Source organism: Vibrio sp. RE88 (genome assembly GCF_013113835.1).
Taxonomy (GTDB): Bacteria; Pseudomonadota; Gammaproteobacteria; order Enterobacterales; family Vibrionaceae; genus Vibrio.
Window position 1 is genome coordinate 23,431 of record NZ_VTYQ01000011.1, and the last position, 23,159, is coordinate 46,589.

The following is a 23,159-nucleotide window of genomic DNA, read 5'->3' on the forward strand; positions in this document are numbered from 1 at the left end:
CTCAGTGCTTAAGCACGAATCCCTGAATGGCGCAGCAAGGCATCGATTTGCGGCTCACGACCACGGAAGCGCTTGAATAGCTCCATTGGCTCTTCACTGCCGCCCATTTCGAGAATGTTGTTTAGGAAGCTCTTACCGGTATCGGTATTAAAGATGCCTTCTTCTTCAAAGCGTGAGAAAGCATCTGAAGAAAGTACTTCCGCCCACAGGTAGCTGTAATAGCCTGCACTGTAACCACCAGCAAAGATATGGCTAAAGCTGTGCGAGAATCGGTTCCACTCCAGACTTGGCAAGACAGCGACCTTTGACTTCACATCCGCCAGTGTTTCCAGCACGCGAGGACCGACTTCTGGGTCAAATTCTGTGTGCAGCGTGAAATCAAACAAACCGAACTCTAATTGACGAAGAATAAACATAGCCGATTGGAAGTTCTTCGCCGCCAGCATCTTATCCAGCATTTCTTTTGGCAGTGGTTCGCCCGTTTCGAAGTGACCAGAGATAAACGCTAGCGCCTCTTCTTCCCAACACCAGTTCTCTAGGAACTGACTTGGCAACTCGACCGCATCCCACGGTACACCGTTAATGCCTGAAACGGACCCAGTATCGACCTGAGTCAGCATGTGGTGAATACCGTGGCCAAACTCATGGAATAAAGTCACGACTTCATCGTGAGTAAACAGCGCAGGCTTGTCGCCAACCGGTTTGTTGAAGTTACAGGTCAGATACGCCACTGGTGATTGCAGCTCACCTTTCGCATTGATACGACGCACACGGCACTCGTCCATCCATGCACCACCACGCTTGTGCTCACGCGCATACAGGTCAAGGTAGAAGCTGCCACGAAGCTGATCGTTGGCATCAAAAATATCAAAGAATCGTACTGACTCATGCCAAACATCAACGCCCTCTCGCTCTTTGACATTCATACCAAATACGCGGTTTAGGACTTCAAACAAGCCACTTACCGCTCTTTGTTCTGGGAAGTAAGGACGTAGCTCTTCGTCAGAAATCTGGAACAAGTGCTGCTTCTGCTTTTCACTGTAGTAAGCAATGTCCCAAAGGTTGAGTTCTTCAACACCAAACTCGCTCTTAGCAAACTGGCGCAACTCTTCAACTTCACGCTCGCCTTGCGGCTTGGCTTTGTTGGCAAGGTCATTGAGGAAGCCCAACACTTGCGATGGGTTTTCTGCCATCTTAGTCGCCAGAGACTTCTCACTGAAGGTATTGAAACCCAACATACGGGCGATTTCATAACGCAGCTTCAACTGCTCGTTAATGATTTCACTGTTGTCCCACTCGCCTGCTTTCGGGCCACGATCCGAGGCGCGAGTGACGTAAGCTTCATACAGCTCTTTACGTAACTCCTGATTGTCACAGTACGTCATCACCGGAAGGTAAGACGGGATATCCAGCGTTAGCAGGTAACCATCCAGCTCTTTGGACTCTGCCGCTGCTTTGGCTGCCGCCAGTGCAGATTCCGGCATACCTGCCAATTGTTTTTCATCTTCAACGTGTTTGGTCCAACCCATGGTCGCGTCCAACACATTGTTGGAGAACTTAGAACCCAGTTCAGACATACGCTTACTGATCTCACCGTAACGGTGCTGCTCGTCGGCCGGCAAACCGATGCCTGACAACTCGAAATCACGTAGGGAATCTGTAATGGTTTTCTGCTGTGCCTGAGTCAATCCAGCGAATGCCTTGCTCGCTTTAATCGCTTTGTACGCTTCAAATAAACCTTTGTGCTGCCCTACCCAAGTACCGTATTCGGACAATAGTGGTAGGCAGCTTTCATACGCTTCACGTAATTCATCACTGTTCATCACCGAATTCATATGGCTCACAGGTGACCAAAGACGGCTTAGGTGATCATCCACTTCTTCAATCGGTGCAACGACATTTTCCCAGCTTGGGCCGCTGTTTCCTTCCAGTACCAGATCGATTTTCGCCCGGCAGTCTGCAATCGCCTGTTCAACGGCTGGTTTCACATGTTCAGGTTTGATTTCAGAAAACGGGGGCAAATCGGTAAAGCTCAGAAGAGGATTAGACATAAAGCATTCCTTTTATTGGCAAAAAGCGAACTGACGGGTTCGTCTTTGTTATTTCTCGTTCGTCTTAAATAGTAAATATAGGTAGGTTCAGCAATTTTCAATAGTGACGTATACTACAGCTATTAAATTACCCGGTGTTGTCACCAGTTAGAGAGTGTCATTTTGTTAAGTTATCGCCACAGTTTCCACGCAGGCAACCATGCTGACGTGGTTAAGCATATTGTTCAAAGCCTTATCCTCAACGCGCTCAAGCAAAAAGATAAGCCATTTGTTTACCATGATACCCACTCAGGAGTGGGTCGCTATGACTTAACCCACGAATGGTCAGAAAAGACAGGTGAATACAAACACGGTATCGCACGTGTCTGGCAACAAACTGAGATTCCAGAAGATATCCAAAGCTACCTTGAATCGATTCAGGCACTGAACAACGGTGACAAACTGCGTTATTACCCAGGCTCGCCGCGTGTCGCTCGCGCGCATTTGCGTCCGCAGGACCGCATGGTCTTAACGGAACTTCACCCTAGTGACTACCCGTTGCTGGAGCAGGAGTTTCATCGCGACCGTCAGGTCAGCATCTATAAAGAAGATGGCTTCAAACGCCTTAAGGCGAGCTTACCGCCGCAGGAGCGTCGTGGCCTGGTACTGATTGACCCGCCTTACGAACTGGCAAAAGAATACCGCGATGTCGTCCAAGCGATTTATCAGAGCTATAAACGCTGGGCCACGGGGATCTATGCTATCTGGTATCCGGTCGTTAATCGCTGCGATATTGAAGACATGATTGAAGGTCTTGAAGGCCTTGGTATCCGTAAGATCTTACAAATTGAGCTGGGTGTTGCGGCGGACAGCAATGAACACGGAATGACCGCGTCAGGCATGATTGTGATTAATCCGCCATGGAAGCTGGAAAGCCAGATGAACGCCATTCTGCCTTTCCTCAAAGAAGCAATTGCGCCTGCAACCGGTCATTTCAAAGTAGACTGGATTGTACCGGAATAACGGACACTCGCGCTCAATGTACAGCGCAGGCCGAAGAAAAATTAAACAGGGTAGATTGAGTTCAACCGATCTATCCTCCATATCAAAGACAATGAATTAAAACTCGCAGGGAGCTTGCGACTGGGCAACACATGTCGCACAGCGCCTTAATCCCGCAATAATTGGAGAAAGTAATGGCGACTCATTTTGACTATATCTGTATCGGTGGCGGTAGTGGTGGTATTGCTTCAGCAAACCGAGCAGCGATGTATGGTGCTAAAGTTGCGCTGATTGAAGCTCAGGATCTAGGCGGCACGTGTGTAAACGTAGGTTGTGTACCGAAGAAAGTCATGTGGCATGGTGCTCAGGTGGCTGAAGCGATGAACCTGTACGCTGAAGACTACGGTTTTGACGTTGACGTGAAAGGCTTTGACTGGAGCAAACTGGTTGAAAGTCGCCAAGCATACATCGGTCGCATTCACCAGTCTTACGATCGCGTACTTGGCAACAACAAAGTCAATGTTATTAAAGGCTTCGCTAAGTTTGTTGACGAGAAAACCGTTGAAGTTAACGGTGAGCACTACACCGCAGATCACATCCTAATCGCTGTAGGTGGTCGTCCAACGATTCCTAACATCCCAGGTGCAGAGCACGGTATCGATTCAAACGGTTTCTTCGAGCTGAGCGAGCAACCAAAACGCGTAGCGGTTATTGGTGCTGGTTACATCGCCGTTGAAATTGCCGGCGTACTTAGCGCTCTTGGCACAGACACTCACCTATTCTGTCGTAAAGAATCACCGCTACGCAGCTTTGATCCAATGATCATCGAGACTCTGGTTGAAGTGATGGAAGCGGAAGGCCCAACACTACACACCCACTCAGTGCCAAAAGAAGTGGTTAAGGAAGCCGATGGCAGCCTGACGCTTCACCTAGAAAACGGCAATACTCAAAACGTCGATACGCTGATCTGGGCTATTGGTCGTCATCCAGCAACCGATGCTATCAACCTAGCATCAACGGGTGTTGAAACTAATGACCGCGGTTATATCAAAGTCGATGAATACCAGCAGACCAACGTGTCTGGTATCTACTGTGTCGGCGACATCATGGAAGGCGGTATCGAGCTAACGCCAGTGGCAGTTAAAGCGGGTCGTCAGCTATCTGAGCGCCTGTTTAACAACAAACCTGACGCTAAGATGGACTACAACCTAGTACCAACGGTGGTATTCAGCCACCCGCCAATCGGTACTATCGGCCTGACAACCCAAGAAGCTGAAGAGAAGTACGGCAAAGACAACATTAAAGTCTACACGTCAGGCTTTACCGCAATGTACACAGCGGTCACTAAGCATCGTCAACCATGTAAGATGAAACTAGTCTGTGCCGGTGAAGAAGAAACCGTAGTCGGCCTACACGGTATCGGCTTCACGGTAGATGAAATGATCCAAGGCTTCGGCGTTGCAATGAAGATGGGCGCAACCAAAGCAGACTTCGACTCTGTGGTGGCTATCCACCCAACGGGCTCAGAAGAGTTTGTGACCATGCGTTAATCACTGACTAGTGATAACCAAACGACAAAGCAGGCCAATGGCCTGCTTTTTATTCGGCCTAAAGATGTAAGTAAATACTTACTCTACACTTACTAAGCCGTATTCATTGATTGTTGTGTCATCATCTGACCCATAGAACATACCATCAGTCGCTCCAAAAGCCGTGATACCTTCAACCTTATGATTAGGGAATGAATGGACTGGCTCAATAAGCAGCGACTCGTTACCCCCGCTACTCGCCATACTTTGCATAAATTCCATGTCCTCGAGATGAAAAGAGTGACTCGTCCGATACATCATTGAATGAGGTTGCGCATTTTGTTTCGAATCCAATGCTTTATCTTCAGGATCATACGACGCCACACCAAATAGTCGATGTGAGGAAGAACTAAAATAGAGATCGGAGATATCTCGGCTTGTGGACCATGATGAGGGGGCGGTAATAACTCCCACTTTTTTTAATGCTAAAAGGATCACACCAGTAGCAGCTATATCTTGTAAGGGATGAATGCGTTCCCAATACAGACCGCCTGAATTTCTATCGCCTAGCAGGATATTGTAAGCGTCATCATTGTCGTTAGACGGTGCGCATGCCAAACCTTCAAAAGAAATACCGTCAAGCTCATCTGGGCTAGAGGATTGAGAATAAGTAGCGACCAAACGCAGCCCCGCACTTAAACCACCCTGAGACGGCTCTCTTTCTAATAAAAACAATCTGCCATAATCGCCCTGATAAAAACTGCTTTCAGCAGCCAAATAATATGTCTCATTGAGTTGGCAAATGGCTTCAATATCATTGCCACGCTTCTGCTCTGGGGGCCATGAGACTTGGCTTTGATCGATTGGAACAATACTGGCATTGGATCCGTGACGTTCAACCATGGCGAATCTTGGCTTGTTTTCATCTTCAGGTTTGTTTTTCTCATCGAATACGGCAAGCGTATTGTAGTCGTAGATTTCACCTGACTCAGCGTAGTCACCCGCAGCAAGGCCACTAATAGGGCTATCGACCTGTGCAGAAAACTCGAACTCCTGTTCATCACACCCGACTAGAGTGATGGCCAATACTGCTATCGCCCCCCAAACCCGTGAATTCTTACCGTTCGTTTCTCTTATCATTTGTATTCCCTTCCTTATTTAAACAGCTAATCTTTCACCAAGGGTGAAAAGCGGAACGAAAAGTTAATGAGTTACCTGTCCGAAGAGAACGGAATTACAAGGAAAGACACGGAATAAAGCTCAAAGAGAGCCAAATTTACTTTGATAATTTTTGATATGTTTCAGTAAGCTAGCAAGTGCAAAGCTAGTTCGAGAAGGTAAGACTCGCACCAATATAATAAGGCTCTAAGCAGATGCCTTAGAGCCTTTCAATGTTAAGCGAGATAAACTTGTTCAGGAATTAGTAACTAAGCAGACTGAACTGGTTCCTGATGAGCGGTTGCGGTAAAACGATACAGCACTGCTAGCCCCGGTAATGTCGCGCTCGCAACATAGACACCCACATAGGTGGAGCTAAGTAGCATAGCTTCTGTCACGATCAGTGGTGTTAGGCCACCAAAAATAGACAATGCAATGTTGTAACCAATGCCTAAGCTGGTGGTTTGGTTAGCGGATTGCTGCCATAACAGCGCTGCCAAGTTACCTAAAATGATCGCTGCCAACGTACTGATGCCAAGCACCGCTAACGCTTGCCAGATGAATTCGCTGGAACCAAGCAGTGCAAACAAAGGTACCGCGGCAAACAGCATAAACATCGCTCCGACTTTAAATGCCTGTTGTGGTGAGGAATGTTTGTCGACGATAAAGGAAAATACGAACAGCAATACCACCAACACTGACGAGTTGATCAGCGCAAGGTTCTCAATGCCCATTGCTTTGCCCAAAATGCCACTTGCTAGGTTCTGTACGTAAAACACCACCGCACCAAGAATGGAAATACAAAATACTTTGGCAATGATCTGACGGCTCGACTTACTTGCCACCGCTTCAGCTTTCGGCAATTCAGGTAGAGAAAGACGCAAATATAAGCTTACGATGATGTTCGCGACGCCCACTAACAGCGGCACTCGCCAGCCCCAAGCACTCATTTCTTCTGCCGTTAAGTAATGCTCTAAGCCTGCAACGATAAGAAGAGAAATGATGACGCCGACAATAGAACTCGCGACAATCAAGCTGCTCACACGTGAGCGTTCTGATTTCTTCGCATCGTAGAGAAGGTAATTGATTAGGGTTGGGTATTCGCCACCAAAGCTAAACGCTTGAATCATTTGGAAGAACAAGAACACAACCACAACGTACTGCCCGACCGTGTCGACTGGTACAAATGCCATCGATACCGTAGCTAAGCCAGTCAGAAGGTTACAAAAGACCAGTGCTCGTTTACGCCCGTATTTGTCGGCGTAGCGACCAATCACGACGCCACCAAAAGGTCGAATCAAAAATCGCAGGGCAAATACGCCCCACACCACCAGCTCTGAGTGTTCAATGCCTTGAGTGGCAAATAGCTGGGAAATGTACATAGATATCGATGCGAATACAGCGATATCATAAAACTCCATGGCATTACCAAGGACAGCACTGGTGCGCTGTTTCCAGGTGAGTGACATTCTGTTTTACTCCTCTATAAGTTCTAATTGATTTCCATCGGGGTCTGAACAGAAAAAGTAACGGAAACTACCTAGCCTAGCGTTGTAAATAGTAGTGATGTTGGTGACTTCCGATAATTTTCTATGAAAGGCTTCAAGATCATTCACACGTAAAGCGAAATGGGTGATGCCCACTCTTTTTAACGCGATCAATGATTCAAGAACTGGGGCTGAAACGTCCCCACAAAAATGAAAAAGCTCGATTCTCGAGCCTTGGTTTTCCAACATATGAATGGTGACCTGCTCATCCCGATAACTTCGTTCAAGCTGGTAACCAAACAATGCATAGAAATTTTGGCTGGCGACTAAATCGCTGACCGTTAACGATACGTGATGAAACTGTCCAGACATGCGACTGTCACTCCATGTTCCACCAGTTTTCTAAAGAAGACCGAATCTGGCTGAGATTCACAGCCCAGTTTGCATTTGATGATATAGAGTCGCCGCGCTTCTTCCGACTCTTGGCAACCTCGAAGCAAAGCCACCTCTTGAAAGGTTTTCATCTCAAGAAAGTAACGCACGCTGGTGAGTTCATCGTGTGTCAGCGTCAGATTGCCGAACACATACGGCTTCTCTTCGTCATAATTCGACTGAATTGAATTGGCGGCTGACAAGCTATCAATCGGGATCTGTATCTCTTTATCACTCCAGCATTCAAGCGCAAGGTGATTGACCTTAGGACGGAACGCAATCGCCTGACTGACCACATCGCAAGGTAACGGCGTGATTGGCAAAGAGATGGATAGGATGTCGTACTGTGAGCCCTGATTGGTCACGATATCGACGCGGTTATGGCTCGCTTTCGCTGACTCACGGAAATTTTGCGCCCCTTGACTATTCCATAGATTAATGCCCGGTTTGAGACGCGAATGAAGGTTTTTATACAACTCGTCGCCCCAATAAGCCAGATGCCATGAATAGTTGGTCGACACGGTTTTCACTTGCTCTAACTGAGTGTCCACCCGAGAAAAAGACACCGTCTGATCGACTCCCATGTATTCAACATAGCGTTTAAATACATGGCACATCGCTTCCATGTCAGCGTTACGTACATCCATGACTTGTTAGTATTATCAGCAAAAAAATAATATGCGTATCATACCCTATGCATTTTGTTTTACTACAAAAAGTAGGGCCGAATTAGACGGGTCATCAAGAATTGAGGTAAAAGCAGAATAATCACATTGAAATGCACAAAAACAACTAAGGTAAGAAGAAAAAACATTTTATTTAACAATCAGATAGCAACAGTTACATCAAATAAAACATCACCGTTAAACAACCCACCTCATCACACCATAACCCCCATCAATAATTAATTACTGTACATCCACCCTATCCTCTCGCTGAACAGTACGCTGTTTAGAATGATTCATAAACTAAAAGCCAATCAGGGTCACTTTACCCTGTGCCATATCTTCCAGCTGACAGGAAAAGTCGACCCTCTTGTCAGCTTCTTTACTATACAAAGCTTCGAGCTTTTCAAACGCGGATGGGATAAAACTGACGTTTTTCAGTCGCAGGCTTTTGCGTGAATTGCTGTCGAGAAACGCTAGAGAGGACTTATCTAACACTCGCTGGCAGGTATCGAGAATGTCTTTGCTCACCAGCTTGCTATGAATTGCTCTTTGCAGGTCCTGCTTACTGATTGCGGAATTGCTGCGCGAGAATACACAAATCGCATAGATGTCGAGAATCGCCACCGCGCGCGGCCTTTGCGTTTCGCCATCTTCGTACACGGCAAGCAGGCACGGGATTTTACTCTCATCAAAAGATTGCTGGCGAATATTGTTCAGCACTAGGCGATCACTGATTTCACGTTTCATCAGCTTTTCCAGCTGAGACAACTTAGGCAGAGCGAGCTCTTTCTGCACATCGTTGATGTTTTCCAGCGCCCTTTCGCTCTCTTCAGCTCCTTGCACCAGTGGTAAGAGTTTGCGATGCAGCTCTTTGTCATCAAAGGGCTTGGACAAAACAAAGCTCGCGCCAGCCGCTTTGGCTTGATTAATCTGCAGTTGATCGTCAACCGTAGTAATCATGCCCATCTTGACGCCCAGTTCGAGCTTTTTGATTTCCTCAATTAAGGTCAGCCCCGTCATGTCTGGCATGTACCAGTCGGTCAGGACGATCTCTGGCTGCCATTGTTTAACCTGTTCAAGAGCATCAAGTGCACTGTCGGTTTTCTGAATAGACAAGCGACGGTAGCCGAAATTCTCTAAGGCTCGCCTGACGATTTCTAACGTGGCTTTACTGTCATCGACAATCAGAATCTTCACAAATCGCATTCTACTCTTGCTGGGGACTGTCTAAATTATAGGCACAATTTGTTATGACAACTAAACTTACACTCTATTGGGATTCAAAAAACATGGAATGAGTTCATGGATTTAGCGCCTCTTCTCACCACAGAAAATCTTATCGCCCTAGCAGTCGACATGGGCCTGTTCATTCTGTTGGTCTGGTTTGTGATTTTATTGCTGATACTTCGCGAGTTTCGCCACTTTGCCCGAGAGGTTGTTCATGGCAAAGATATGGACCGCGACACCTACGAACTGTGCCAGCAATCGGTCGATAGCGCACTGAATTACACCGCTGAAAACAACGATACCCTCAATGACCTCATCATTATCCAGCAAGCCTTGGAAGCGCAGGTCTCACAAATAAAATCCGCTAATGACGGTGGATTGAGCGCTCAAGATCAGGAATCGATTGAAGAGCTAAACCAGAAGTTGAGCAAATCGCACCAGTTGATCAAAAAGCTCAAAGGTGACCTCAGCCGCAGCATCAAAGGGTTGAGAACCGCTAAAAATAAACTCCTTAAACAGTCAGATACCGTCGAGAGCCTGCAACAAGAGAAAGAACAGCTAGAGAAACAGTTTGAACAGCTGGAGCAGGAATATGTCCAGATCAGTGAGGCGGGCGGTTTTAATAAGCTAGAGAAAGAATATCAGCACGAAAGGCAACAACTGCTTGGCATCATAGACACCTACAAGAAAAAAGCCGCAGAGAAAGGTGACCTCGGAGAAGTCAAAGCTCAGCTTGAAGCGGTCCAGCAGCAGCTACACCACATCACCAAAGAGAAAGACTTTGTTGAGAAAAAGTACCTCGACTTACTCAAAGAGGCTGAAGAAAAAAACCAGTAGCAGAGCCACTGGTTTTTCTATTACTTCACGCACATGACATTCAGCAGTGATGTGCCTTTGAGCTGATTGACCTTACCGCTATAGAACAGTCCGGTACGCTCTGCACCCCAATACGGTAAGTGCATTGGCCACTTGTCTCGTGACATCACCTTCGCATCCAGTAAGGATTGCCACTCTTTTGCTGTCGCCAGGCGCATCCCCATTCGGTAACAGGTTTTATACGCCATTTCATAGTCCATGCGATTCCATGGCAATTCATGTTCCATATAGAACTGGTCGTTGCCAAACAGAGCGTATGGCACCTTGTACTCGACCCCATTGATGGTAGTGTGTTGACGAATCGACACGCTTTTATCCTGCTTTTGCTCAGGCTCTGCTTTTGGCACCACCTTAGGCTCAGGTCGACTTGGTGCCGGTATCACCGTTGTCTGCTGCTGTGCCACTTTAGGCGCTGGCTGAGATTTAGGCTTGGCTGCAGGTTTAGTCACTGGTGCGGCTTTTGCCGTTGGCGCTCCCTTCACCACTTCGCGGACGAAAGCCTCTTTATACTCTGGCAGCTTCTTCACTTTTGCCAAGTCTTGCTTTGCTTCGGCAAAGTCCGTGTATGGGCCAATCAGGCAACGATAGGCTTTGCCTTCCGGTTTCGCCCACACATCCGAATTGATGTGTTGATAGATTTTCTTCGCTTCAGGCAAAGCCAGAGGTTTGCCGTACACACCACACTGAATCCAGAAATATGACGCCTGACCTTTTGGCTTCTGTTTTCCCCACATCCCTTTGCCTATCGGGCAAGCAGCATCCAGCACAGGCAAGGTGTCGCTAGACGCTTGAGTTGCATCACACAAAAATTCTTCAGCATATGTCGGAGCTGACAACATTGGTAAAGCCAACATTGCGAGGCTCATGAGTGTTACTAAAGGTCGCTTAGATTTAACGGCCATTCTCATTCCCATACTCTTAATTCAAACCTTTAATTCGATGTCCATATCGTGATCGATATAGTGACATTATTGACGGCTCACTGTTGAGAAAATGTCGATGCAAAAAAAGAGCCGTAACATGTTACGGCTCTTAGTGTAGTGAGGTTTTTATAATCAAATCTTAGGCTTGGATCACCCTTTGTAAATTTTCGGGTTAAATACATCTCGCAACCAGTCACCCAAAAGATTGATAACCAGTACTAATGTCACCAAAACCACACCAGGGAAAGCAGTAATCCACCATGCACCAGAGAAGATGTAGTTAAAGCCGATGCTGATCAAGGCACCCAATGATGGCTGATCGACCGGAAGACCTAAACCAAGGAAAGAAAGTGCCGCTTCAGACATGATGGCATTTGCCACCTGAACCGTCGAGATAACCAAGATAGGCGACAGACAGTTCGGCAGAATGTGACGGAACATGATGCGTGGTGCTTTAAAGCCCATCACACGTGCCGCTTCGACGTATTCTTTTTTCTTCTCAGCCAGTACCGAGGCACGAATAGTCCGCGCGTATTGTGGCCATTCTGCGACACCAATGATCACCACCAGCATCACAACGGCATATTGACTGTAAAAGTCACTGCCAAAGCTGGCTTTGAAGATGGCCGATACGATGATGGCAACCATCATGGTAGAGAACGAAAGCTGTACGTCGGCAAAACGCATCAGGAAGCTATCTACACGACCGCCAAAGTAACCCGCAGACAAGCCAATGACAATACCCAGAACCAACTGTAGGCCTACCGCCAGAAAACCGATGGTCAATGACAGACGCGAGCCATAAAGAATGGTCGATAGAATGTCACGACCCTGTTCGTCAGTACCCAGAACAAAACGCTCGTCGCCATCTTCCATCCAAGATGGTGGCAACTCTGAGTCCATGATATCAATGGACGCCAGATCATACGGGTCTGTCGGTGACAGTATTGGTGCGGCAATCGCCATCACCAGGAATAACATGAACACGGTAAAGCTGGCCATCGCCACCTTGTCGCGTTTGAAATAGTAGAGGAAATCCGATTGTTTAAAACGCTCCCAATGAGACGGAGCAGTTGCTGTCTGACTCATGATTATGCTCCTTTGCCTGTCAGGTTAACGGTCGGGTTGATAATGCCGTATAGCAAGTCAACGATGGTATTGGTCACAACAAAGATCAGACCAACGAAAATAACGTAGGCGGTGATCAGTGGTGTATCCACACGGTTGATTGCTTCAAGGAAAAGGAAACCAGTACCTGGCCATTGGAAAACCGTTTCGGTCAGAATGGTGTAGGCCACCATGGTACCAATCTGAACACCGCCGACAGTCAGTACTGGCAACATGGTGTTTTTCAGTGCGTGCTGGTAGTAGATCTTGTTCAGCGCTAGGCCTTTCGCCTTACCGAATTTGATGTACTCTGAACTCAGCACTTCCAGCATTTCAGAACGAACCAGACGGATGAAAAGCGGCAACATAATAGACGCCAGTGCAATACACGGCAGAATTAAGTGCGCTAAGCCATCAAGAGTAAAGTAGCCGGACTCCCAGCCGAGCACATTGGCGGTTTCTCCCCGCCCATAGGACGGCAGCCAGCCAAGCTCAATTGAGAAGACATACATCAGCATAATCGCGGTCAAAAAGACCGGTATGGAAATCCCGACACTACTGAACGCCATCACCACTTTGGTAAATATACTTTTCGGGTGAATCGCGGAGTAAACGCCGAGGGGTATCGAACAAACGATGATGATAACGGTGGCGCCAAACACCAGCTCTAGTGTCGCAACCAGCTTATCAAGAATCACTTCAACCGCTGGGCGCTTGAAGAAATAAGAAGTACCTAAATCACCTTGCAGCGCAGCGCCAACAAAGCGAGTGTATTTAGTAATGAAGGGATCGTTAAGGCCGAGCTCATCACGCAGAGCTTGACGCTCCGCTTCAGAAACCGACTGACCAACAAGCTCACGCAATGGGTCACCCAGATTGTCCTGAATGGCAAACGCCACCAAACTGATCACAAACATCACTATCAGTGCCTGAAACAGGCGCTTGACCAGAAACGAAAACATTCCTTGCCCCTTTAACTTTCCGTAGATTTCAGTCTGCTAAACCAGAATTACTCCGGTCGCATTTTCAGTCTTAAAAATGGCACCTAACCCGACTGAAACAAAGCTAAGCACCAAAAAATTAAGTTTTGGCACCCGAAAAGGGTGCCAATATTCCTACTTAATTCTGTGAGGGGTTATTTCACCACCAAGTCACCGAAGTAAGGGAAGTTCATCGCGTTCACGATTGGCGCGATATCAACGTTAGATTTTGCACCCCAAGCAAGGTTCTGCCAGTGTAGAGGAACAAACGCCGCTTCGTTGTAAAGCGTTGCTTCTACTTTCTGTAGCATTTCGGCACGCTTCGCAGGGTCCGTTTCTACGTTAGATGCGTTAACCAGCTTGTCGACTTCAGAGTTAGAGTAATGACCACAGTTGTACTGGCCTTTACCTGTTGCTTCGTCACGCGTCATGGTTAGGAACTCGGAGAAGTTCGCAGAATCTTCTGTATCTGAGTGCCAACCGATCATCAGCATGTCAGCCGCACACTTGTCGAACTCTGGCCAGTATTGCGCTTTAGGCATGGTCTTCAGATCCACTTTGATGCCGATCTTAGACAGCATTGCTGCCGCAGCCTGAGCAATTTTCGCGTCGTTTACGTAACGGTTGTTTGGCGCCATCATTGTTAGCGTGAAGCCATTTTCGTAACCCGCTTCCTTCATCAGCTCTTTAGCTTTCTTCAGGTCGTAACGTGGCACGAGATTCGCTTCGTAGCCTGCATAGCCTTCAGGACCTTGCTGACCCGCAACCGTAGCGAAGCCTTTCATGATCTTCTTCACGATGCCTTCGTTGTTGATCGCGTGAACAATCGCCTGACGAACACGAACGTCTTTCAGTGCTTCGTTGCTGCTTTGGTTCATTTGGAATGTGATGATACGTGTACCAGGTAGTGTCACTAGGTCTACGTTCTTCGCGCCTTTCACACGTTTGTGATCGTTTGGTGCAACCGGTGCAATCATGTCGACGTCACCAGAAAGAAGCGCTGCAACACGTGTTGCGTCTTCTTTAATTGGCACTAGTGTTAGCTTGTCTACGTTACCTGTGTCTTTGTCCCAGTAATCGCCAAAGCGCTCGAACGTCACTTTTACGCCTTGCTCACGCTGAGTGACGATAAATGGACCAGTACCAGATACGTTAGTTGAAGCGAACGAGTTACCGTGCTTCACCACTTCCGCTTTGTCTTTGCCATCTTCAGTCTTACCAGAGTAGAATTTGCTGTCCATTGGGAAGATGTAGGTTGCGGTTTGCAGAACCAGCGGGTAAGCACCTTTCGATACTAGCTCAACCGTGTAGTCGTCTACTTTTACCATCTTCTCGTATGGTTCGAAGATCGCTTTAAAGTCAGGAGAGTCTTTCAGACGGTCAAACGTCCAAACTACGTCATCAGCCGTCAGTTCGTTACCAGAGTGGAACTTCACGCCTTTACGAAGCTGGAAGCGGAAAGTCGTGTCATCTACACGTTCCCATTTCTCTGCTAGGCGAGGTTCAAAATCTAACTTTTGTGTGTAACGAACTAGTGGATCAAACACCATGTGAGACATTTGCAGTGTACCGCCAGATAGCTGCTCATGCGGATCCAAAGACACTGGGTCAGCATCATAAGCTACTGTAATATCTGCCGCTGCTGCGCTAAAGCTTAAGCCAGCTGCCATTAAAGCCACTGCTAGTTTGCTTTTCATGGTTTTCATTGCATAACTCCTTATGCGGGATTCATCCCTAGTTGTTGTATTTGCTTCTGTTTTTGTCACCCAAATGCATCGGGTAATGTCTACGACTTACGCCGTTTTTACTTCTTCTCTTAAGCCTGTAAATTCAGGCATTAATGAAATCAGTTGTTGACTGTATTCGTGCTGAGGTGATCTAAAGAGCTGTTCGGTCGGCGCCACTTCCAGTAGCGTACCCATTTGCATCACACCCACTCGATCACACATTTGGCGAATAACGGGTAAATCGTGACTGATAAACAGCATGGTTAGATTTAACTCATCTTGTAAATCTTTTAATAAGTTCAGAATCTGTGCCTGTACCGATACATCGAGCGCTGATGTCGGTTCATCACAAATCAGAAGACGTGGACGGGTTGCCAGTGCTCGCGCAATCGAAATACGCTGACGCTGACCACCTGAGAATTCGTGTGGGTACTTCACACCCGCCATCTTGCCCAGACCAACGTGATCAAGAAGATCGTGCACGATCTGGCGCGTTTCGTTTTCATTGCTAGTAAGCTTGTGGAAACGGATTGGCTCGGCGATGATATCGAAGATCTTCATCCGCGGGTTCATTGAGGTGTATGGGTTCTGGAACACCATCTGCATTTGACGGCGTAGAGGGCGACGTTCTTTCTCTGACTTCAAAGACGTGAGGTCAATGCCCTCGAATGTCACCTTGCCCGAATTTGGCTGATACAGACCCGCAATCACACGTGCAATGGTTGACTTACCCGAACCCGATTCGCCCACCAAGCCAAAGGTTTCCCCTTCGAAGACTTCAAAGCTGACATTGTTCGATGCCTGTACGTACTCACGGCGGCTTTCAAACAATGAATCCTTGGTGGTAAAGCGAAGATTGACGTTCTCTACTGTCAATAATGAGCCTGTGTAATCACGGTGATCTTGGCTTTGACCCAACCAGTGATTCTTCACATCCAATGGTTCCATTTCGTGCGCTTCTTCTATGTAGCTCACGAGTGGGAAGCGATCGAGTTTTACATCGGAACGTGGTACCGCAGAAATCAGGCTGCGAGTATATGGGTGATCCGGGTCGCCAAGCACTTTGGCAGTATTACCAAATTCAACCAGGTCGCCTCGGTACATTACCGCAACACGGTCTGTTACGTTAGAAACCACGCCCATGTCGTGCGTTACTAACATACAACCCACGTTGTTCTTAATACACAATTCGCGAATCAAACTCAGGATTTGGTCCTGAATGGATACATCCAGTGCCGTCGTCGGTTCATCGGCAATGATCAGATCCGGCTCGCCGGCCAGTGCAATGGCAATCACCACACGTTGGCGCATACCGCCAGAAAACTGGTGTGGGAACTGCTTGAGACGGTTTTCTGGTTGAGGGATGCCCACTTGCTGCATCAGAGATAAAGCGCGCTGATACGCTTCTTCATCCGTTACCTTCATGTTGGCATGAATGGTTTCTTTCAACTGCTGTTCGACAGTAAAAAGCGGGTTAAGTGAGGTCATTGGATCCTGAAAGATAAATCCAATTTTTGAGCCTCGTACCTGGCGCATTTCTTCTGCCGATAAGCCTGAGATCAGCTCACCGTCTAAGTAAACATCACCACTGGCGATGCGACCAGGCGGGCTCAGCAAATCAATGACGGCATTACCGACTGTCGATTTACCAGCACCAGACTCACCCACAACGCCCACAATCTCACCTCGTTCGATGTTGAACGATAGAGATTTAACTGCTGCATGCACACCGTGGCGTGATGGGTATTCGATACGAAGATTTTTAACTTCTAAAAGTGACATTACCAGACCTCTACTGCTTTGGCAGTTTTCTGCCCTGTCTGAAAAGTGAATCCATTCAAGCCAGCCCGCTTACCCAATCAAGTTAGATAAAATTGGGTACACCGTTCTGGCAATTTATAAGGTCATCAATTTGGCAAAAAATTCACAGAAAAGCAACAAACATAGTATAAAAAGTCGAGTTCGAACAAATACCAAGCAGCTTATGAAAATAAATATGCAATTAGGTTATATCATCGGTTGGTCGAACCTGTTGTTAATACCCACAAAAACCCTTTATTTATAAGCACTATCAGTTATGAGTTAGGCCCTGGGGTTATAAACAACAAGGAATAAAAATTCACTAAAAACACAGTCTGGCTATTTAACAAAATAAAAACATACAACTGCAATTAACTAAATGGTTAGTAACTTAAACTATATGTATCGCCAATAATAAAACTTTAGTTCAGATTTCTGGTAAATCAACAGTGGAAATTACTATGGTTAATTGAAGGCGTTCAAATCGAGTGCAAGTGGAATTTCTGCTTAACTATTTAGTGCATACGTAGAACATATGACTGTTGGCAGAAAGCGTATCGCAACCAAGAAACTGAGCGTTCAAGGCAGCATAGCAGGCACAATGAAAACCATAGATACACTTATTCAAGCGATTGTATTCAAATGCAAAAACACAGCACTTCTTGATGTCTGCCAGAAAGCCAATTCCACCCGCTCATCGTGATGATAATGATGCTCTTAGAAGCGAGACCTCTGCTCTTAATCTAAGAACTCACCCTCCATATTCGAATAAATAAGAAAGCGCCACTGGTTGCCGATATTTTGATGCATGACAGAATGAGAGAGGCTAAAGGGTTTCTCAAGCACAGAGATTAGACGTGAAAATATGGATAGAGCGGAGACGAAAAAACCCCAGCCTTTCGACTGGGGTTCTATCTAATAGTGGTCGGTGAAGAGGGATTCGAACCCCCGACCCTCTGGTCCCAAACCAGATGCGCTACCAAGCTGCGCTATTCACCGACTTGTGTTTCATCTTGAACATATCAAGATTGGAAGCAAAGCTACCAGAATAAATGGGGTGGCTAACGGGACTTGAACCCGCGACAACTGGAATCACAATCCAGGGCTCTACCAACTGAGCTATAGCCACCATCAATTTTTGTGTCTACCGCTCTATAAAGCCATAAACGAAAGAGTGGTCGGTGAAGAGGGATTCGAACCCCCGACCCTCTGGTCCCAAACCAGATGCGCTACCAAGCTGCGCTATTCACCGACTTATGTTTTATCTCGATAATGAATCAAGAATGGAGACAATGCCACCAGAATAATGGGGTGGCTAACGGGACTTGAACCCGCGACAACTGGAATCACAATCCAGGGCTCTACCAACTGAGCTATAGCCACCATTATATTTGCCAATTTAACTTACCTTAGTAAGCGTCCGGATGGCGCGCCCGAAAGGATTCGAACCTTCGACCTTTGGCTCCGGAGGCCAACGCTCTATCCAGCTGAGCTACGGGCGCATGCCCTATCGGCGGAGTGGAATAATACGTATATCACACTAGGCCGTCTAGTACTTTTTAAACTTTTTTTATCGTTTGGCGCCTTTTTGGGCAATTAAAGTGTGATAAACCCCTATTTCCCATTAGATAACCCCATGGAAGCGGGTAACTTGTTGTTTATTGCAACAAGTTATCAGGATATAATCACCCAATATTTACATTGATTTAACAGCGAAACGCTGTGGATCAAACCACACTCTAATAATAGGTAAGCACGAACTTACCTTCAGGAATGTAAAGTGAGTTTAATGGATATGTCTCGAAAAATCTTAACCGCTTTGGTCGCTGCGATCACTTTTTCTAGCGCCTCTTTTGCAGCTAATGTAAGCCAAGAAGAATACGATGCGATTGCAGAACGCATTAAACCTGTTGGTGGTGTTTATCTGGCAGGCGCAGAGCCAGTAAAAGCAGAGCCAACTGGCCCACGGGATGGTGCGACAGTATACGGTACATTCTGTATCGCTTGTCACGCATCAGGGGTAAGCGGCGCACCAAAAACTGGTGATGCTGGTGATTGGGGTCCTCGTATCGCACAAGGTAAAGACGTGCTGAAAGACCACGCAATTAACGGCTTCAACGCGATGCCAGCGAAAGGGTCTTGTATGGATTGTTCAGATGACGAAATCGTTGCTGCAATTGAGCACATGATTGCTGATCTGTAATCCCACCTTATATATAGAAGAAGGGCTTGGTTTTTACCAAGCCCTTCTTTTTGTCTGTGCGCTTTATAAGTGGCAATTACTTCTTATTGAACATCGCACGAATATTAGCGATGTGTGCCTGCCCTTTGGCCATGCGCTCTTCTTGCGTCTGAGGCTTTTTATTCACTTCCCACTCCACATCATCAAACGGCAGCTCATCAAGGAAGCGACTCTGGGTCGGCTTGATCAACTCACCAAACTGGCGACGCTCTTTACACATGGTAAAGGTTAACTCGCGCTGGGCACGGGTGATCCCTACGTACATCAGACGGCGCTCTTCCTCAACATTGTCTTCATCAATGCTGGTCTGGTGAGGCAAAATGCCCTCTTCCGAACCAATCAAGTAGACATAAGGAAACTCCAAACCTTTTGACGCATGCAAGGTCATCAGTTGCACCGCATCACTGTCATCATCTTCTTCCCCCCGCTCCATCATGTCCCGCAGTGTCAAACGTTGAACCACCTCTTTAATGGTCTTTTCTTCCTGATCATAATTGTCCCCTTCTAGGTCAGCCACAATCCAGGAATACAGATCGGAGACGTTTTTCATCCGCATTTCTGCCGCTTTCGGACTCGCAGAGGTTTCATATAGCCAATCTTCGTAGTTGATGTCCCGCACTAATGAGCGCACCGCTTCGACTGTATCTCCCCGCTCAGCCTGATCGGCGATCTTGACCAACCACTGACTGAAACGGCGCAAATTTTCTAACCCACGACCAGAAAGGTGCTGCTCCAGCCCGATCTCAAAACTACAGTCAAACAGGCTTTTGCCGCGCATATTGGCGTAACTGCCCAGTTTTTCCAAGGTTACCGGGCCAATCTCACGTCGTGGCGTGTTCACAATGCGCAAAAATGCGTTGTCATCATCCGGGTTCACTAACACACGCAAATACGCCATGATGTCTTTGATTTCAGCACGCGCAAAAAACGAAGTGCCGCCAGAGAGCTTGTAAGGCACTCGGTTTTGCATCAGAGATTTTTCAATCAGACGAGACTGATGGTTACCACGATACAAGATGGCGTAATCGCGGTAATCAGTACGATTGAGGAACTTATGCGCGATCAGCTCACCTGTCACGCGCTCCGCTTCATGCTCTTCATCTTTCGCCAGTAACACTTTGAGCTTTTCGCCATCGGGGATTTCAGAAAACAACGACTTTTCATACACGTGTGGGTTGTTGGCAATCAAGATGTTGGCAGCGCGCAGAATTCGGCTGGTAGAACGATAGTTCTGCTCCAGCTTTATCAAACGAAGGCTTGGATAATCTTCACCTAATAACACTAAGTTCTGCGGTTTCGCACCACGCCAAGAATAGATTGACTGGTCATCGTCCCCTACCACCGTCAGGCGACCCCGCTCGCCTACAATCAGTTTGACCAGCTCATACTGACTGGTGTTGGTATCCTGATACTCATCGACCAATAAATAACGAATACGATTCTGCCAACGCTGACGGACTTCTTCATTGGTACGCAGCAGCAGAACAGGTAAAGCGATCAAGTCATCAAAGTCGAGCGCATTGTAGGCTTTCATCTGTTTCTGATACATGTCAAAACAGAAGGCAAACAGTTGCTGCTGCTCCCCTTGAGCGCGCGCTTTGGCCTGCTCCGGAGTCAGCATGTCGTTTTTCCAGTTAGAAATGGTGCTGAGTAGCTGGCGCAATAAATCTTTGTCGCCATCGAGCTGCTTCTCAGTCAGTTCTTTCAACAGTGCTAGCTGATCTTGGTCGTCAAACAGAGAAAAACCTGACTTTAACCCCAACGCCTTGTATTCACGTTTAATAATGTTGAGGCCTAAGGTGTGGAACGTCGATACCATCAAGCCTTTCGATTCGTTCTTGCCTAACGTCTGGCCGACACGCTCTTTCATTTCACGTGCTGCTTTGTTGGTGAATGTCACCGCAGCAATATTTCGAGCTTTGTAACCGCACTGCTGAACCAAATACGCAATCTTATTGGTAATAACACGTGTTTTACCCGATCCCGCCCCCGCCAAGACCAGACATGGTCCTGATACGTACTTTACGGCTTCATCTTGATTGGGGTTCAGCTTCATAGGAGTCTCTGAGGTCAAAATCTGTGGAGCCTATAATAATGGTGCAATAGATCGATTGCTATGTTTAATCGTAGTACGCCAATTGCAGCTAAAATGATCTCATTGACTGTAAATTTACATAATTAACGAAATGTTTTATTGCACTAGTGTGCAGTTATTGGGCTATAATGAATGAACGTTCATTCATTGATAGTAAGACTATGTCTAGTAACACGGCAATAGATAAGCACGAGCAGATCCTCACAGCAGCCGAAAAGCTGATTGCAGAGTCAGGGTTTCAAGGCCTGTCGATGCAAAAGCTGGCTAAAGAAGCTGGGGTAGCTGCGGGTACTATCTATCGTTATTTCTCAGATAAAGAGCATCTACTGGATGAAGTGCGTTTAAACGTCGCCGAACGGATTGCAACTGCCGTCCAAGCTGGCGTCAATGACGATATGCCCTTGAAAACACGCTATCGCACTATGTGGTTAAACATCTGGAACCTTGCAGGTTCCAATATGGAAACCCTGAGTAATCGCGTTCAATATGAATCTCTTCCCTGTGCAAATAAGCGAAAAACTCGGGAACTTGAGCGACAAATGTTTGCCCAAGTGGATCGGTTGTTTAATCAAGGAAAAGAGCAAGGGATTTTTAAACCTCTCGACAATGAGATTCTTTCAGGGCTGAGTTTTGAAGCCAGTGTTGCACTGGCCCGAAAACATGCTTTGGGATACTACCAGTTGGATGAAGCAGCCTTAGAAGCCGCAATCGAAGCCAGCTGGGATGCAATAATTCAACACTAACTTGGAGTTCTGATCAGAATGAAAAAGTGGACTTTCTTTATGTTGCTTATCGCAATACTGCTATTTGGCAGCGTGATAGGCTTCAATCTATTCAAGCAACAGAAGATAGCCGAATATTTGGCTAATCGCCCAGAGCCTGAGTTTCCGGTAACCGTAACGGAAGTGCAGCCAGTTGATTGGGTACCTGTGATCGAAGCGATCGGTTTCATCGAACCGAACCAAGGTGTCACAGTTGCCAATGAAACAGCGGGTGTGATTGATAAAATTACTTTCGATTCAGGTACCACCGTTGAAGAAGGTCAGCCTCTTGTTCTACTCGACTCTGAAGTGGAAAAAGCCGATCTGAAGAGCTCACAGGCGAAACTGCCGGCAGCACAGGCCAAGTATAAGCGTTACCAAGGCCTATACAAAAAAGGCTCGGTATCGAAAGAAGCGTTTGATGACGCCGAAGCAAGCTACTTCTCGCTTAAAGCGGATATTGATAGCTTAAAAGCGACCATCGACCGCCGTGAAATCAAAGCACCTTTCGCAGGCGTGGTTGGTATTCGTAATGTTTACCTAGGTCAATATCTGCAAGCAGGTACCGACATTGTTCGCCTAGAAGACACCAGTGTTATGCGCCTGCGTTTCACTGTGCCTCAAACTGACATCTCCCGCATCAAGCTAGGTCAGCAAGTGGATATCTTCGTTGATGCTTACCCTGAAACACCATTTGAAGGCTCAATTACCGCGATTGAACCAGCGGTGAACATCCAAAGTGGTCTGATTCAGGTTCAAGCCGATATTCCAAACAGCGATGGTAAGCTACGTAGCGGTATGTTCGCTCGTGCCAATATCATTCTGCCAACGATGGACAATCAGGTGACTCTGCCACAAACCGCCATTACCTTCACACTCTACGGTGACAATGTTTACATCATCTCTGAAGAGAACGGTGAGAAGCGCGTTAAGCAGCACGTGGTTAAAGTTGGTGAACGCGTGAAAGACATCGCTCACATCCTAGATGGCGTTAAGCCTGGTGATGTTGTAGTGACATCTGGTCAGGTTCGTCTGAGCAATGACGCGAAAGTTCGTGTAGTAGAAAGCGATGCAACTACTCCACCAGCTGAAACACCAATGCTGTAATTGGAGGC

At 46.9% G+C, this 23,159-nt stretch carries 18 protein-coding genes and 5 tRNA genes; 6 read left to right on the plus strand and 17 right to left on the minus strand.

Annotated elements, in window-relative coordinates:
• Window positions 1-8: 8 nt before the first annotated feature.
• The gene (gene prlC / locus F0265_RS20795) at window positions 9-2,051 is read right to left on the minus strand and encodes an oligopeptidase A (RefSeq protein ID WP_171750216.1); all 2,043 of its coding nucleotides are present in this window, start codon (window positions 2,049-2,051) and stop codon (window positions 9-11) included.
• A 162-nt stretch (window positions 2,052-2,213) separates the two neighbouring features.
• Here prlC and F0265_RS20800 point away from each other — a divergent pair, with 162 nt between their 5' ends.
• Together F0265_RS20800 and gorA are read left to right on the plus strand one after the other, a co-directional pair.
• A complete protein-coding gene (locus F0265_RS20800) occupies window positions 2,214-3,053 on the plus strand; it encodes a 23S rRNA (adenine(2030)-N(6))-methyltransferase RlmJ (protein WP_171750217.1) in 840 nt (279 codons plus the stop codon).
• 173 nt (window positions 3,054-3,226) lie between these two features.
• On the plus strand, window positions 3,227-4,582 hold the full coding sequence (gene gorA, locus F0265_RS20805) for a glutathione-disulfide reductase (protein ID WP_171750218.1): 1,356 nt from the start codon (window positions 3,227-3,229) through the stop codon (window positions 4,580-4,582).
• Window positions 4,583-4,660: 78 nt separating this feature from the next.
• Here the strand turns inward: gorA and F0265_RS20810 are convergent, their stop codons facing one another.
• The 5 genes from F0265_RS20810 to F0265_RS20830 all read right to left on the minus strand — a co-directional run bounded on the left by F0265_RS20810 (window position 4,661) and on the right by F0265_RS20830 (window position 9,503).
• Window positions 4,661-5,701: a hypothetical protein gene (locus tag F0265_RS20810; RefSeq protein ID WP_171750219.1), complete on the minus strand. Its 1,041-nt coding sequence runs from the start codon at window positions 5,699-5,701 to the stop codon at window positions 4,661-4,663.
• A 287-nt stretch (window positions 5,702-5,988) separates the two neighbouring features.
• Complete coding sequence (locus F0265_RS20815) at window positions 5,989-7,188, minus strand: MFS transporter (protein WP_171750220.1); 1,200 nt, start codon at window positions 7,186-7,188, stop codon at window positions 5,989-5,991.
• Between the two features lie 6 nt (window positions 7,189-7,194).
• Entirely contained in the window at window positions 7,195-7,578 is a 384-nt protein-coding gene (locus tag F0265_RS20820; protein ID WP_171750221.1) for a VOC family protein, read from the minus strand.
• Entirely contained in the window at window positions 7,548-8,285 is a 738-nt protein-coding gene (locus F0265_RS20825) for a hypothetical protein (RefSeq protein WP_171750222.1), read from the minus strand. Before F0265_RS20825 ends, F0265_RS20820 begins: the two co-directional genes overlap by 31 nt.
• 321 nt (window positions 8,286-8,606) lie before the next feature.
• Window positions 8,607-9,503 carry a response regulator gene (locus tag F0265_RS20830; protein ID WP_029236299.1) on the minus strand — a complete coding sequence of 299 codons (897 nt, stop codon included), beginning with the start codon at window positions 9,501-9,503 and terminating at the stop codon, window positions 8,607-8,609.
• Window positions 9,504-9,608: 105 nt separating this feature from the next.
• Here F0265_RS20830 and F0265_RS20835 point away from each other — a divergent pair, with 105 nt between their 5' ends.
• Window positions 9,609-10,370 (plus strand): chromosome partitioning protein ParA, encoded by a 762-nt coding sequence (locus F0265_RS20835; RefSeq protein ID WP_171750223.1) that lies wholly within the window; start codon window positions 9,609-9,611, stop codon window positions 10,368-10,370.
• Window positions 10,371-10,390: 20 nt separating this feature from the next.
• Here the strand turns inward: F0265_RS20835 and F0265_RS20840 are convergent, their stop codons facing one another.
• From F0265_RS20840 to F0265_RS20885, 10 genes are all read right to left on the minus strand, one after another.
• Entirely contained in the window at window positions 10,391-11,311 is a 921-nt protein-coding gene (locus tag F0265_RS20840; protein ID WP_253809531.1) for an SPOR domain-containing protein, read from the minus strand.
• A gap of 171 nt (window positions 11,312-11,482) precedes the next feature.
• On the minus strand, window positions 11,483-12,421 hold the full coding sequence (locus F0265_RS20845) for an ABC transporter permease (protein ID WP_019277613.1): 939 nt from the start codon (window positions 12,419-12,421) through the stop codon (window positions 11,483-11,485).
• Between the two features lie 2 nt (window positions 12,422-12,423).
• Complete coding sequence (locus tag F0265_RS20850; protein WP_006957610.1) at window positions 12,424-13,401, minus strand: ABC transporter permease; 978 nt, start codon at window positions 13,399-13,401, stop codon at window positions 12,424-12,426.
• Between the two features lie 173 nt (window positions 13,402-13,574).
• Window positions 13,575-15,125 (minus strand): ABC transporter substrate-binding protein, encoded by a 1,551-nt coding sequence (locus F0265_RS20855; protein ID WP_171750225.1) that lies wholly within the window; start codon window positions 15,123-15,125, stop codon window positions 13,575-13,577.
• Window positions 15,126-15,212: 87 nt separating this feature from the next.
• Window positions 15,213-16,928 carry an ABC transporter ATP-binding protein gene (locus F0265_RS20860; protein WP_038514362.1) on the minus strand — a complete coding sequence of 572 codons (1,716 nt, stop codon included), beginning with the start codon at window positions 16,926-16,928 and terminating at the stop codon, window positions 15,213-15,215.
• 940 nt (window positions 16,929-17,868) lie between these two features.
• A tRNA-Pro gene (locus tag F0265_RS20865) sits at window positions 17,869-17,945 on the minus strand.
• Window positions 17,946-17,999: 54 nt separating this feature from the next.
• Window positions 18,000-18,075 (minus strand) — tRNA-His (locus tag F0265_RS20870).
• Between the two features lie 46 nt (window positions 18,076-18,121).
• Window positions 18,122-18,198: transfer RNA gene (locus tag F0265_RS20875), tRNA-Pro, on the minus strand.
• A 55-nt stretch (window positions 18,199-18,253) separates the two neighbouring features.
• A tRNA-His gene (locus F0265_RS20880) sits at window positions 18,254-18,329 on the minus strand.
• Window positions 18,330-18,371: 42 nt separating this feature from the next.
• A tRNA-Arg gene (locus F0265_RS20885) sits at window positions 18,372-18,448 on the minus strand.
• A gap of 287 nt (window positions 18,449-18,735) precedes the next feature.
• Between F0265_RS20885 and F0265_RS20890 the strand changes: the two genes are divergently transcribed.
• Window positions 18,736-19,149, plus strand: a complete 414-nt coding sequence (locus F0265_RS20890; RefSeq protein ID WP_082312902.1) for a cytochrome c5 family protein — start codon at window positions 18,736-18,738, stop codon at window positions 19,147-19,149.
• 76 nt (window positions 19,150-19,225) lie between these two features.
• Here F0265_RS20890 and rep read toward each other — a convergent pair whose 3' ends face one another.
• On the minus strand, window positions 19,226-21,244 hold the full coding sequence (rep, locus tag F0265_RS20895; protein WP_171750226.1) for a DNA helicase Rep: 2,019 nt from the start codon (window positions 21,242-21,244) through the stop codon (window positions 19,226-19,228).
• Between the two features lie 200 nt (window positions 21,245-21,444).
• Between rep and F0265_RS20900 the strand changes: the two genes are divergently transcribed.
• Entirely contained in the window at window positions 21,445-22,026 is a 582-nt protein-coding gene (locus tag F0265_RS20900; RefSeq protein WP_029236302.1) for a TetR/AcrR family transcriptional regulator, read from the plus strand.
• An 18-nt stretch (window positions 22,027-22,044) separates the two neighbouring features.
• Window positions 22,045-23,151 (plus strand): efflux RND transporter periplasmic adaptor subunit, encoded by a 1,107-nt coding sequence (locus tag F0265_RS20905; protein WP_171750227.1) that lies wholly within the window; start codon window positions 22,045-22,047, stop codon window positions 23,149-23,151.
• Window positions 23,152-23,159: the final 8 nt, after the last annotated feature.